The organism is Sphingomonas sp. (assembly GCF_036387595.1).
Classification (GTDB): domain Bacteria; phylum Pseudomonadota; class Alphaproteobacteria; order Sphingomonadales; family Sphingomonadaceae; genus Sphingomonas.
Map to the genome: position 1 here is coordinate 54,731 of NZ_DASVTL010000057.1, position 13,271 is coordinate 68,001.

Below are 13,271 nucleotides of genomic sequence, written 5' to 3' on the forward strand. Positions count from 1 at the left end.
CAGAGAGATTGTCTGGGCGGTTAGGCTCGACCGGCGCACTTTCCCCGACTTCGCCGTCACGCCGCTTGCGCAGGCGCCGGCTACGTCCTGCTATCGTCCCGGCCAACGCGCGCTCCTGCGCAAGGCGCAAGCGATCCCGAGACGATCGGCGGGGGGCGCGATCGGCAACCGGCATGGTCAGTCTTCCTTCTTGGCGACTCCGACCAAAGCGGGCCGCAGCAGCCGGTCCTTTATCATATAACCCGACTGCATTTCCTGGACGATCGTCCCCGCCGGCTGGTCGCTCGGCACTTCCAGCATCGCCTGGTGGCGGTTGGGGTCGAGCGTCTCGCCCATCGCGGCGATCCTGGTAATCCCGTGGCGTGCGAAGACGCTGTCGAGTTCGCGGCCCGTTGCCTCCAGCCCGGTGACCAGCCCCTTCATCTTGTCGTCGGCACGCAGGTCCGCGGGGATCGCCGCCAGGGCGCGCGACAGATTGTCGGCGACCGACAGTACGTCGCGCGCAAAGGCGGTCGCGGCATAGGCACGTGCGTCCACCGCATCCTTTTCGGCCCGGCGGCGGACGTTCTGCACCTCGGCCTGCGCATAGAGCACCTGCTGCTTGGCCTCGGCGAGCTGCGCCTCCAGTTCGGCGCTGCGGTCGTGCTCGGCCACTTCGGGCGCTTCGGCCGCGGTCTCGTCGCGAAGGTCTGTCGTATCGTTGTCCATGGTCGTCCCTGTAAATTCCAGCACTCGCAGATGGGTTCAGCCCATCAACCGGGCAAGCGTCGCCGCCGTAAAATCCACCATTGGCACGACCCGCGCATAGTTCAACCGGGTGGGGCCGATCACCCCGACGACGCCGATCACTTGCCCATCGAGTCCGCGAAACGGCCGGGCGATCACCGACGATCCACTGAGCGCGAACAATTTGTTCTCGGCACCGATGAAGATGCGGGTCGCATCGCCCGCCCGCGCCGAATCCAGCAGCGTCGCCACCTCCTGCTTGCCCTCCAGATCGTCGAGCAGGTCGCGCACCCGGTCGAGATCGGCCATCGCGGCGGCATCGACCAGGCGTCCCTGCCCGCGCACGATCAGCACCGGGCGCCGCGCACCGTCCTCGCTCCAGATCGCCAGGCCACGCTCCACCAGCGCGCGGGCGGCACCGTCGATCGCCGCGCGCCCGTCCGCCATCTCACGCTCGATCCGCCCGCGCGCCTCGGCCAGCGTCAGCCCGCCGAGCGTCGCAGACATGTAATTGCCCGCCTCCACCAGGGCGCTCGGCGACATGCCCGGCGCCAGCGCGACGACGCGGTTCTCGACCGATCCGTCCTCGGCGACCAGCACCGCCAGCGCCTGAGCATCGGACAGCGGCACGAAGCCGATCGAGCGCAGTTTCAGCTCGCGCTTGGGAACCAGCACCAGTCCCGCACAGGCCGACAGCCCCGACAGCGCGGCGGTGGTCGCGGCCAGCGCCTCCTCCACCGGCCCGCCCCGCCCCGCGCGCGATTCGATCGCCGCGCGCTCGTCGGCGGATGGCTCCAGTGCCTGCATCATCCCGTCGACGAACAGCCGCAAGCCCCGCTCGGTCGGCAGCCGCCCGGCGCTGGTATGCGGGCTGGCGAGCAGGCCCCGCTCCTCCAGCTCCTGCATCACGCCGCGGATCGACGCCGGCGACAGGTTCAGCCCCGAAGCCAACGCGATCGTCTTCGACCCCACCGGCGCGCCGTTTGCCAGATAGCTGTCGACCACCACGCGAAACACGTCGCGTGCGCGGTCGGTCAGTTCGGAAACGGGTGGACCCATGTCGATGATCTAGGCTGGCGTGGCGGCAAGGGGAAGGCTAGGCGGCGGGCAAACTACGACAGGATCATATTATGCGCCCCAGCGGCCGTGCCCCCGATCAGATGCGAACCGTCTCCATCGAGCCGCGCTTCACCAAGCATGCCGAGGGATCGGTGCTGATCGGCTTCGGCGACACCAAGGTGCTGGTGACCGCCAGCATCGAGGAACGCGTCCCCCCCTTCCTGCGCGGCAAGGGCGAGGGCTGGGTCACCGCCGAATATGGCATGCTGCCCCGCGCCACCCACACCCGCGGCAACCGCGAGGCCGCCAAGGGCAAGCAATCGGGGCGCACGCAGGAAATCCAGCGGCTGATCGGCCGTTCCTTGCGCGCGGTGACCGACATGAAGGCGCTGGGGGAGCGCCAGATCGTCCTCGATTGCGACGTCATCCAGGCCGACGGCGGCACCCGCACCGCCGCGATCTCGGGCGCATGGGTCGCGCTGCGCCTGGCGATCGACGGGCTGATGAAGGCGGGCAAGCTGAGCGTCGATCCGATCACGCAACAGGTCGCGGCAGTCAGCTGCGGCATCTACAAGAGCACGCCGGTTCTCGATCTGGACTACGACGAGGATTCGAATGCCGATGCCGACGCCAATTTCGTCCTGCTCCAGAACGGCAACATCGCCGAGGCACAGGCCACCGCGGAAGGTGCGACCTATGACGAGGAGGCGCTGCTCCGCCTCCTGCGCCTGGCGCGCATGGGCTGCGCCGACATTTTCCGCGCGCAGGCAGACGCGGTGAAATGAGCGCGGAAGGCGACGTTCCGCAGGCGATCCGCAAGCTAGCGCCCGGCAAGCTGGTCATCGCCAGCCACAACAAGGGCAAGGTCCGCGAACTGACGGCGCTGCTCGCCCCTTATGGCATCGAGCCGGTGTCGGCGGCCGACCTTGACCTGCCCGAGCCGGTCGAGACGGGCACCACCTTCTTCGCCAATGCCGAACTCAAGGCGCGCAGTGCCGCCGATCTGTCGGGTCTACCTGCGCTTGCCGACGACAGCGGGCTGTGCGTCGATGCGCTGGGCGGCGATCCGGGTGTCTATACCGCCGACTGGGCAGAAACCGCGAACGGCCGCGACTGGGCGCTCGCGATGCGCAAGGTCGAGGATGCCTTGGCCGCCAAGGGACCGGACGCGGGGCGCGACGCGCATTTCGTCTGCGTGCTGGCGCTCGCCTGGCCCGATGGCCATGTCGAATGGTTCGAGGGGCGTGCCGAGGGCAAACTCACCTGGCCGCCGCGCGGGACGGTGGGCTTCGGCTACGACCCGGTGTTCGTACCGCTAGGCGACGAGCGGACCTATGCGGAACTCGATCCGGCGGAAAAGCATGCGATCAGCCACCGGGCCGACGCGTTCCGGCAATTGGTGGCGGCAGTGTTTTAGAGCCGACGCGAGGTTCAACCGAGTCTCGCCTCCCGGCACCTGTTCTCTTGGCGAAAGCAGGAGTGCAGGATGGCAGAGCGCATCGCCCGCGGCTCTGGGCTCCTGCTTTCGCCAAGAGAACAGATGCGCGCAGGGAGACCCGGCTGAAGGTCGCGCACGGCCTCAGAAAGACTCCCCGTTAGGCTATTGCCTCCGTCAAAACCAGAAGCGCACCCCCGCCAGCGCGCGCACGCCGCCCGTGTCGTTGCCCGCCCGCCGCGCAAGCCGTGCGGTGCCGCCGATCTTGCGCTCCCACGACACCCCGACATAGGGCGCGAATTCACGCGCAATCTCATAGCGCAGCCTCAGCCCGACCTCGGCATCGACGACTCCCTTGCCCGTCCCGGATCGCGGGAAATCCTGCGCCGACAGGTTGAATTCGACCCGCGGCTGGAGCACCAGCCGCTGGGTGATGCGCTGATCGTAATAGCCCTCCAACCGCGCCGATATGACGCCGCGGTCGGAGAGGAACGCCGCCGCCTCGACCTCGAACCAATAGGGCGCCAGACCCTCGACACCGAGCGTCAGATAGCTGCGCGACGGCACGATGTCGTGGCGCACGCCGGCCTGCAGATCGACATAGACGCCGATCGCGCGGCTGTAGAGCGCCTGCACCTCGGCTGCCTCCACCCCGCCTTCGCCGCTGCCCTCGCTCTTGATCGTCGCGCGGTTCAGGTCGCCGCCGATCCACGCCTCCCCGTCCCAGCGATAGCCGCCGTCCGCGCGTATTTCGGCCAGGTTAAGGATGACCTGAAGGAACGTCCGCCCGCCGCCCTCGCGCATCATCGTCGCACGCGCCGCCGCCATCGCGCCGCCGGGAAAGCTGCGGTCGGCCCAGTGATCTTCGGGCAGTGCCGGCGCCGGCGCATCGCCCGCGGGAAGCGCAGTCCCCGACGCCACCGTTTCTACCGCCGCCGGGTCTGCGGGGACACCCGGCGCAGGCGCGGCGTCGGCGACCATCGCGGCGTGATCGTGATGCTCTATCGCAGGCACAGGCTGGGCCGCAGCCGGACGGGGAGGTGGGTTACGCCCCGGCATCTTGCGTACCGGCACCTTGCGCACTGGCGCACGCGCGGCCGGCTTGCGCGGCGCGGCCTTGGGCATGACCATGCCGGGCATGTCGTGCATCTGATGGCCCTGCACCCCAATCCCAAGCAGCCATGCGGCGAGGATCATGCCGCATGCGCCTTCGGGCGCACGCTCACCACGCGCATCATCCCGGCCTGCATGTGATAGAGCATGTGGCAGTGGAAGGCCCAGTCGCCCACCGCGTCCGCGGTCAGATCGAAGGTGACGGTGCCGCCGGGCTGGACCATCACCGTATGTTTGCGCGGTGCATGATCGCCGTGGCCGGTGACCAGCTCGAAATAATGGCCGTGCAGGTGGATCGGATGTCCCATCATCGTGTCGTTGACCAGCGTGACACGAACCCGCTCCCCCTCGACGAAGGCGAACGGCGCCATCGTGTCGGACATCTTGACGCCATCGAAGCTCCACATGAAGCGTTCCATGTTGCCGGTCAGGTGGATCGTCAGCGCGCGGCCCGGCGCGCGGACATCGGGGTTGCGCTCCACCGCGATCAGGTCACGGTAGGTCAGCACGCGGTGGCCGACGTCGGCCAGTCCCTGCCCCGGTTCGCCGGTGCGATCCACCGGCATCGGCGCGATCGTCTGCACGCCCGCAGACTTCGGTACGCTGGGGGCATTGGCGAAATCGCGCATCGTCATCGCATGATCCATGCCGGGCATGTCATGCGCCATCGCACCCATGCCCATATCCTTCATGGTTGCGAGCGGCCGCCGTCGCAGTGACGGCACCGCGGCAGCCATCCCAGCGCGCGGCGCAAGCGTGGCGCGCGCCATCCCCGACCGGTCGATGCTCTCGCCGACCAGGGTATAGGCGCTGTCCTCGGAGGGGATTACGACGACGTCATAAGTCTCCGCCACGCCGATCTGGAATTCGTCCACCGTCACCGGCCGCACGTTCAGCCCGTCTGCCTGCACGATCGTCATCGCCAGGCCGGGTATGCGGACGTTGAACGTCGTCATCGCCGAGGCGTTGACGATGCGCAGCCGCACTCGCTCGCCCGGCGTGAACAGCGCGGTCCAATTGTCGCGCGGGCCGTGGCCGTTGACCAGATAGGTATAGGCCGCGGCGGTCGCATCGGCGATATCGGTCGGCGACATCCGAATCGCGCCCCAGCGCATCCGCTCGGCCAGCGGCTGGTCGCGTGCCCCCAGCAGCCCGCCCAGCGTCTGCTTCTGCCGGTCGTAATAGCCCGATGCCAGCTTCATCCGGCGAAAGATCGCCTCCGGTGCGCTCGCGCTGTGATCGGACAGCATGACGACATGCTCGCGGTCGAACGCGATCCGGTCCGCGCTGGCGGGGTCTATGACGATCGGGCCATATAGCCCCAATTGCTCCTGCAACCCCGAATGGCTGTGATACCAATATGTCCCGGCCTGCCGCACCTTGAAGCGGTAGACGAACCGTCCCCCCGGCGGGATGCCGGGAAAGGACACGCCCGGCACGCCGTCATATTCCGCGGGCACCAGCAGCCCGTGCCAGTGGAGCGACGTGTCCTCGTCCAGGTCGTTGACGACGGTGATCGTCACGTCCTCCCCCTCGCGCAACCGGATCAGCGGCGCAGGGGCGTGGCCGTTGATGCCGATCGCCCTGGTGACGCGGCCGTCCATCGTCAGCGTCTGACGCGCTATGCGGAGCGTGATGTCGGGACCGCTCACCACGGCCAGATCGCGCACGATACCGCCTGCGGCCGGCTGCGCCCATGCGGGAAGCCAGGCCGCGGCGGCTCCCCCAGCGGCGGTGCGCAACATCGTCCGGCGGTCGATCGCAGGGTTCATCAAGTCCATCCGGCAGGCGATAAGGCTTGACATGGTGTCAGGGTCAAGCTGCTTGTGGCGCATGAACATCGGTCAGGCCGCGCACGCCAGCGGCATCTCGCAACGCATGATCCGGCATTATGAGAAGATCGGCGTCATCCCCGCACCTGCGCGGCGCGACAGCGGCTATCGCGATTATTCCGACGCCGACGTCGATCGGCTACGTTTCATCGCCAATGCGCGCGACCTGGGCTTTCCGATCGAGGAGACGCGCGCGCTGCTGGAACTCTGGGCCGATCGCGGGCGATCGAGCGCGGAGGTGAAGGCGCTGGCGACAGCGCGTGCGGAGGCGCTGGGGCGCAAGGCGCGCGCGCTCGACGCGATGCGTGCGACCCTGCTCGATCTCGCCGCACGCTGCCACGGCGACGCGCGGCCCGACTGCCCGATCATCGATTCGCTGGTCGGGCCGGGCACGCGCGGCGTCTAATCCGCGTCGCTCGCCCAGTCCCGACGCGCGATTCCCTGTGCGTAGAGCAAGGCAGACAGATCGTTATGGTCGATCCGCGCCGCCGCCGCTTGCGCGACGATCGGCTTGGCGTGGTATGCCACGCCCAGCCCTGCGACGCGGATCATCGCCAGGTCGTTGGCACCATCCCCAACCGCCAGCGCATCGTCCAGAGTCAGGCCGAGCGACGCGACCGCCTCGCGCAGCGTACGCTCCTTGGTGTCCGATCCGACGATCGGCCTGGCGACGGTGCCGGTCAGCCGCCCGCCATCGACCTCCAGCACATTGGCGATTGCGCGGTCGAAGCCGATGTCGCGCGCCACGGGTTCTGCGAAGCGGGTGAAGCCCCCCGACACCAGGATCGCGGTGGCGCCGCGCGCGCGCATCGTCCGCACCAGTGCCTTGGCACCGGGCATCACGCGCACCCGTTCCGCCAGACACCGCTCGATGACGCCCTCGTCCAGCCCCGCCAGCAACGCCACCCGAGCATCCAGCGCGCCCGCGAAATCCAGTTCGCCGCGCATCGCGGCCTCAGTGATCGCCGCGACCTGCGGCTTGATCCCGGCGTAATCCGCGAGTTCGTCGATGCACTCGACCGTAATCATGGTCGAATCCATATCCGCGACGATCAGCCGCTTGGCGCGGGTCGCCTGCAACTGGACCACCACGTCGGCGGCCGCGAACGCCCCCTCCAGCGCCGCACGCGCCGCATCGGGGGCCGTCGCGAAATGCACGTCTGCGGCAACCCCCTCCTCGATCCAGCCCTGCGCCGCCACCGCGCAGCCGGCCTGTGCCAGCCGATCGGCCGCTGCCGACAGGTCGCCCGCGCCGAGTTCGGCTGCTATCAACGTCGCGGTGAACACATCCGATCTCCCCCCTGGACCTCGGCCAAGGCTCGCGCTCATCGCAGGGCCGACCGCCAGCGGCAAGTCCGCGCTCGCGCTCGATCTGGCGGAGCGGCATCGCGGCACGATCATCAACGCAGACAGCGCGCAGGTCTATCGCGACCTGCGCATCCTCACCGCGCGCCCCTCGCCCGAGGACGAGGCGCGCGTCCCCCACCGCCTGTTCGGCCATGTCGACGCCGCCGACACCGCGCACAATGCCGCACGCTGGGCCGCCGATGCGCGCGCCGCCATAGAGCACACGCTGGCAGAGGGACGGCTCCCGATCCTCGTCGGCGGCACCGGCCTCTACCTGCGCACCCTGCTCGACGGCATCGCCCCCGTCCCCGCGATCGACCCGGCGATCCGCGCCGAAGCCCGCGCGCTCCCGGTCGCCGACGCTCACCGGGCGCTCGCCGCGCTCGACCCCGCCGCCGCCGCGCGCCTCGCCCCCGCCGACACCAGTCGCGTCGCCCGCGCGCTCGAAGTCGTCCGTTCCACCGGGCGGACGCTGGCGGCGTGGCAAAGCGCGGCGACCGGCGGCATCGCGCGCGACGTCGATCTGCGCGCCGCGATCCTGCTGCCGGATCGCGACTGGCTGACGGCGCGCATCGACGCGCGCTTTGCGACGATCGCCGAAGAGGGCTTGAGCGAGGTCGCCACCCTGCTCGCCCGCACCGACCTGCCCACCGACGCCCCCATCCGGCGCGCGATCGGCGTCCCCGAACTCGCCGCCCTCGCACGCGGTGAGATCAGCCGCGACGAGGCAATTGCGGCCGGCGCGCTCGCCACCCGCCGCTATGCCAAGCGCCAATATACCTGGTTCCGCCACCAGCCATCCGCTGGCTGGCTCCGGCTTGATGGTAACGACATAATAGAATGGGTCGGTGATATAGATATATTGTTGCGCTAATAGTGGTTGACACGCACTTTTCATATCGGTAGCGGCACCCGTCGCGAGCCGCTATGACGCAGCGCGGCAAAGAATTCTGAGGAGTCCGTCATGCCCGAGTTGAGTGGAGCCGATATCCTGGTCGAGGCGCTGTGCGATCTCGGCGTGGAGATCGTCTTCGGCTATCCGGGCGGTGCCGTCCTGCCGATCTACGACGCGATGTTCCGATCCGGACGCTTGAAGCACATCCTCGTCCGCCACGAACAGGCCGCGACCCACGCCGCAGAGGGTTATGCCCGCTCCACCGGCAAGCCAGGCGTCGTGCTCGTCACCAGCGGCCCCGGCGCGACCAATGCGGTCACCGGCATCACCGATGCGCTGATGGATTCGATCCCGATGGTCGTCATCACCGGCCAGGTGCCGACCGCGCTGATCGGCACCGATGCGTTCCAGGAGGCGGATACCGTCGGCATCACGCGCCATTGCTCGAAGCACAACTACCTGGTGAAAGACCCCGCCCGGCTTGGCGAGATCATCCACGAGGCCTTCTACATCGCCACATCCGGCCGCCCCGGCCCCGTCGTCGTGGACATCCCCAAGGACGTGCAGGTCGCAACCGCGCGCTATGCTAAGCCCGGCCCGATCCGCCACAAGACCTATCGCCCGCAGGTGAAGGCCGATCAGAGTGCGATCGAGCAGGTCGTCGACATGCTCGCCGCGGCGGAACGCCCAATCTTCTACACCGGCGGCGGCATCATCAATTCCGGACCCGGCGCCAGCCAGTTGCTGCGCGAGTTGCAGCGCGTCACCGGCGCGCCCGTCACCTCGACGCTGATGGGCCTGGGCGCCTTCCCGGCCAGCCACCCCGCGTTCCTCGGCATGCTCGGCATGCATGGCACGTATGAGGCGAACCACGCGATGAACCAGGCCGACCTGGTGGTCGCGCTCGGCAGCCGGTTCGACGACCGCGTCACCGGGCGGCTCGACGCGTTCAGCCCGAACAGCCGCAAGGTGCACGTCGATATCGACCGCTCCAGCATCAACAAGACCGTGCGCATCGACTTGCCCATCGTCGCCGATGTCGGTCGCGCGATGGAGGACATGGTCCGCATCTGGAAATCGCGCCAGCACCCGAAGCCCGATCTCACCGACTGGTATCAGCGGATCGAGGGCTGGCGCGCGAAGAAGTGCCTCGACTTTCCCGAGGAGGGCACCAACCACGACAAGGGCGAGATCATGCCCCAACGCGCCATCCGGGCGCTGTGGGAGGCGACCCGCGCCCGCGATCCGATCATCACCACCGAGGTCGGCCAGCACCAGATGTGGGCCGCGCAGCATTTCGGCTTCGAGCGGCCCAACAAGTGGCTGACCAGCGGCGGACTCGGCACGATGGGCTATGGCCTGCCCGCGGCGATCGGCGCGCAACTGGGCAATCCCAATGCGCTGGTCATCGACATCGCCGGCGAAGCCTCGATCCAGATGAACATCCAGGAGCTGGCGACCGCGACCCAATACCGGCTGCCGGTGAAGATCTTCATCCTGAACAACGAATATATGGGCATGGTCCGCCAGTGGCAGGAACTGACCTATTCCAGCCGCTATTCGGAGAGTTATTCGGATTCGCTGCCCGATTTCGTGAAACTGGGCGAGGCTTATGGCTGGAAGGGCATCCGCATCTCGCACCGCGACCAGCTCGACGACGGCATCCAGGCGATGCTCGATCATCCAGGGCCGGTGATCGTCGATTGCATGGTATCGAAGCTGGCCAATTGCTTCCCGATGATCCCATCGGGGGCTGCGCACACCGAGATGATCCTGTGGGCCAACGAAGTCTCCGGCGAGATGGACGACGAGGCCAAGGCTTTGGTGTAATTTCGATCCTCCCCGCTTCGCGGGGAGGGGGACCGCCGCGAAGCGGTGGTGGAGGGGGATCTCCGCAAGCGAAGCACCCGGTGGAGAACCCCCTCCACCATGCTCCGCATGGTCCCCCTCCCCGTGAACGGGGAGGAATAATTCAATGCACATCACCAAGGAAGCAGCCGAACGCCACACCCTAGCGGTTATCGTCGACAACGAACCCGGCATCCTCGCGCGGATCGCCGGGCTGTTCACCGCGCGCGGCTACAATATCGAGAGCCTGACGGTCAGCGAGATCACCGCGGACAAATCGGTCAGCCGGATCACCATCGTCACCAGCGCGTCGCCGGCGACGATGGAACAGATCATCGCCCAGCTCGACCGGCTGGTCCCCGTCCACAAGGTGACCGACCTCACCGTCCAGGGCGCGCATGTCGAGCGCGAGCTGGCGCTGGTCAAGGTGGCGGGCACCGGCGACAAGCGTATCGAGGCGCTGCGGCTGGCCGAAGTCTATCGCGCCCGCGTGGTCGATGCGACGACGACCAGCTTCGTCTTCGAAGTCACCGGCGGTATCGAGAAGATCGACAAGTTCGTCGAACTGATGCGCGAAGTCGGCCTGATCGAAGTCGCGCGAACCGGCATCGTCGCAATTTCGCGAGGGCGCGAAGCGGCCTGATCCAAACCCCTCTCCCCTTGCGGGAGAGGGAGGGGCCCGCGGCGCAGCCGTGGGAGGGAGAGGGGTGAAGCCCGCCCACCCCTCTCCAACTCCGACTTGGCACCCCGGCGAAGGCCGGGGCGCCAAGTCTCCGTATCCTCCCCCACAAGGGGGGAGGATCAGAACATCAAGGGGAATAAGAATGCGTGTCTATTACGATCGCGACGCCGACCTGAACCTGATCTCGAACAAGAACATCGCCATCGTGGGCTATGGCAGCCAAGGCCACGCCCACGCCCAGAATCTGCGCGATTCGGGCGTCAAGAATATCGCGATCGCATTGCGCGAAGGCTCGACCAGCGCCGCCAAGGCGACGGGCGCCGGCTTCCAGGTGATGAGCAACCAGGATGCCGCCGCCTGGGCCGATATCGTCATGATCCTGGCCCCCGATGAGCATCAGGCCGCGATCTGGGACGCCGATCTCAAGGGCAGGATGAAGCCCGGCGCCGCGCTCGCCTTTGCGCACGGGCTCAACGTCCACTTCGGCCTGATCGAGCCGCCCGCGGACATCGACGTCATCATGATCGCGCCCAAAGGCCCCGGCCACACCGTGCGCAGCGAATATGTGAAGGGCGGCGGCGTGCCCTGCCTGATCGCGATCCACCAGGACGCCAGCGGCAACGCGCATGACGTGGCGCTCGCTTATGCCAGCGGCGTCGGCGGCGGCCGCTCTGGGATCATCGCGACAGACTTCAAGGAGGAATGCGAGACCGATCTGTTCGGCGAGCAGGCGGTGCTGTGCGGCGGCATCACCCACCTCATCCAGGCCGGGTTCGAGACTTTGGTCGAGGCGGGCTATGCCCCCGAAATGGCGTATTTCGAATGCCTGCACGAGACCAAGCTGATCGTCGACCTGCTCTATGAGGGCGGCATCGCCAACATGCGCTATTCGATCTCGAACACCGCCGAATATGGCGACATCAAAACCGGCCCGCGGATCATCACCGACGAGACGAAGGCCGAGATGAAGCGCGTGCTCGCCGACATCCAGGCGGGCCGCTTCGTCAAGGATTTCGTCCTCGACAACCGTGCAGGCCAGCCCGAGTTGAAGGCGGCGCGTAAGGCGGCGGCGGCGCATCCGATCGAGAAGGTCGGGGCGGAGTTGCGGGCGATGATGCCGTGGATTGGCGCGAACAAGCTGGTGGACCGCGAACACAATTGAAGCGCCGCGTGGCAAGCGCGTGAGCGCGGCCGGCCCGGACGAAGCCGGCCCTTCGGGCACGGCTTCGCCGGGTCCGACGGGCCGGCGGGCAGGCGCCGATCCTCCCCGCTCGCGGGGAGGGGGACCGCGGCGCGCAGCGGCGTGGTGGGAGGGGGTTCGCCGCAAAGGGGGTCGCTGGTGGAGAACCCCCTCCACCAGCCTGCGGCTGGTCTCCCTCCCCGCCAGCGGCGAGGAGAATAGGAAACCCCCCTGTCCTACAGGCTGCCAGCCGTGCGACGACGCTGTATGCTCCAGTCGGTCCAATCCCTCACGCACCTCCATCGCATCGCCCGCGAAGATCACCGAACCGGGCGGTGTTTCCCCGGGAAATCGCGTTACCTTCGTTACCTTTGCCCGCCTTGCGAAACCCTTGGTTGCCAAAGCTGAAATTGACGCCTGCCGCTTCGTCCTCCAGCATGGCGTGCACAACAGGAGATCCCCATGCGCGTAGCCATCATTGCCGCTCTCGCCCTCGCGACCACCGCCGCCACCGCCCAGCAGGGGCCGATGACCGCGCCCGGCTCCAAGAACCCCGCACTGGTCACCGGCGGCAGCTACACCGCCGACGCGGGTCATTCGATCGTCACCTGGACGGTCGATCACATGGGGTTCACTCCCTATAGCGGCATGTTCGGCGACGTGACCGGCACGTTGACGCTCGATCCCAAGAACCCGTCGGCCGCCAAGGTCGATGTCACCATCCCCGTCGCCAAGGTCACCACGGCCAGCGGCGGCCTGACCTCCCACCTGCTGCGTGCCGGTAAGGACGGCGGCAAGGCCGACTTCTTCGGCGCCGCGCCCGCCGACGCCAAGTTCGTCTCCACCAGCGTCGTCGCCACCGGCCAGACCGCCAAGGTCACCGGCAATCTGACGCTCAACGGCGTGACCAAGCCGGTGACGCTTGACGCCGCTTTCTATGGCGCGGGCAAGGCACCGGCGATGATGGGCGGCAAGGAGAATGTCGGCTTCACCGCCACCGGCACAATCCGCCGTTCGGAATTCGGCATCGCTTACGGCATCCCGATCGTGTCGGACGCGGTGAAGCTCGACATCGTCGTCGCCTTCCAAAAGTGAGCGATGCGGGCGGCGCGCGTGTGGGCGCCGCCCGCTATCTTCTGGACAAGCCGGCGGCA

13 protein-coding genes are annotated in these 13,271 nt (G+C 67.9%); 8 read left to right on the forward strand and 5 right to left on the reverse strand.

Annotated features, from left to right (window positions below; genetic code table 11):
- Positions 1 to 177: 177 nt before the first annotated feature.
- Together VF643_RS04565 and hrcA are read right to left on the reverse strand one after the other, a co-directional pair.
- Entirely contained in the window at positions 178 to 708 is a 531-nt protein-coding gene (locus tag VF643_RS04565; RefSeq protein WP_331042186.1) for a nucleotide exchange factor GrpE, read from the reverse strand.
- 36 nt (positions 709 to 744) lie between these two features.
- Positions 745 to 1,785 carry a heat-inducible transcriptional repressor HrcA gene (gene hrcA / locus VF643_RS04570; protein WP_331042187.1) on the reverse strand — a complete coding sequence of 347 codons (1,041 nt, stop codon included), beginning with the start codon at positions 1,783 to 1,785 and terminating at the stop codon, positions 745 to 747.
- A 71-nt stretch (positions 1,786 to 1,856) separates the two neighbouring features.
- On the opposite strand from hrcA, the gene rph reads away from it, so the two are divergent.
- The gene (gene rph / locus VF643_RS04575; RefSeq protein WP_331042188.1) at positions 1,857 to 2,570 is read left to right on the forward strand and encodes a ribonuclease PH; all 714 of its coding nucleotides are present in this window, start codon (positions 1,857 to 1,859) and stop codon (positions 2,568 to 2,570) included.
- Positions 2,567 to 3,202, forward strand: coding sequence for an RdgB/HAM1 family non-canonical purine NTP pyrophosphatase (rdgB, locus tag VF643_RS04580; RefSeq protein WP_331042189.1), 636 nt, complete (start codon positions 2,567 to 2,569; stop codon positions 3,200 to 3,202). Before rph ends, rdgB begins: the two co-directional genes overlap by 4 nt.
- 195 nt (positions 3,203 to 3,397) lie before the next feature.
- Here the strand turns inward: rdgB and VF643_RS04585 are convergent, their stop codons facing one another.
- Both VF643_RS04585 and VF643_RS04590 read right to left on the reverse strand, forming a co-directional pair.
- Positions 3,398 to 4,417, reverse strand: a complete 1,020-nt coding sequence (locus tag VF643_RS04585) for a copper resistance protein B (RefSeq protein ID WP_331042190.1) — start codon at positions 4,415 to 4,417, stop codon at positions 3,398 to 3,400.
- Complete coding sequence (locus VF643_RS04590) at positions 4,414 to 6,105, reverse strand: copper resistance system multicopper oxidase (protein WP_331042191.1); 1,692 nt, start codon at positions 6,103 to 6,105, stop codon at positions 4,414 to 4,416. Before VF643_RS04590 ends, VF643_RS04585 begins: the two co-directional genes overlap by 4 nt.
- A gap of 61 nt (positions 6,106 to 6,166) precedes the next feature.
- Here VF643_RS04590 and cueR point away from each other — a divergent pair, with 61 nt between their 5' ends.
- Positions 6,167 to 6,571, forward strand: coding sequence for a Cu(I)-responsive transcriptional regulator (gene cueR / locus VF643_RS04595; RefSeq protein ID WP_331042192.1), 405 nt, complete (start codon positions 6,167 to 6,169; stop codon positions 6,569 to 6,571).
- Here the strand turns inward: cueR and serB are convergent.
- Positions 6,568 to 7,452, reverse strand: a complete 885-nt coding sequence (gene serB / locus VF643_RS04600; protein WP_331042193.1) for a phosphoserine phosphatase SerB — start codon at positions 7,450 to 7,452, stop codon at positions 6,568 to 6,570. The two genes, cueR and serB, sit on opposite strands and share 4 nt — an antisense overlap.
- Here serB and miaA point away from each other — a divergent pair.
- From miaA to VF643_RS04625, 5 genes are all read left to right on the forward strand, one after another.
- The gene (gene miaA, locus VF643_RS04605) at positions 7,445 to 8,386 is read left to right on the forward strand and encodes a tRNA (adenosine(37)-N6)-dimethylallyltransferase MiaA (RefSeq protein ID WP_331042194.1); all 942 of its coding nucleotides are present in this window, start codon (positions 7,445 to 7,447) and stop codon (positions 8,384 to 8,386) included. The two genes, serB and miaA, sit on opposite strands and share 8 nt — an antisense overlap.
- A gap of 90 nt (positions 8,387 to 8,476) precedes the next feature.
- Complete coding sequence (ilvB, locus tag VF643_RS04610) at positions 8,477 to 10,237, forward strand: biosynthetic-type acetolactate synthase large subunit (RefSeq protein WP_331042195.1); 1,761 nt, start codon at positions 8,477 to 8,479, stop codon at positions 10,235 to 10,237.
- Positions 10,238 to 10,382: 145 nt separating this feature from the next.
- Positions 10,383 to 10,898, forward strand: a complete 516-nt coding sequence (gene ilvN / locus VF643_RS04615) for an acetolactate synthase small subunit (protein ID WP_331042196.1) — start codon at positions 10,383 to 10,385, stop codon at positions 10,896 to 10,898.
- A 181-nt stretch (positions 10,899 to 11,079) separates the two neighbouring features.
- Positions 11,080 to 12,099, forward strand: a complete 1,020-nt coding sequence (gene ilvC / locus VF643_RS04620; RefSeq protein WP_331042197.1) for a ketol-acid reductoisomerase — start codon at positions 11,080 to 11,082, stop codon at positions 12,097 to 12,099.
- A gap of 480 nt (positions 12,100 to 12,579) precedes the next feature.
- Positions 12,580 to 13,212, forward strand: coding sequence for a YceI family protein (locus tag VF643_RS04625; RefSeq protein ID WP_331042198.1), 633 nt, complete (start codon positions 12,580 to 12,582; stop codon positions 13,210 to 13,212).
- Positions 13,213 to 13,271: the final 59 nt, after the last annotated feature.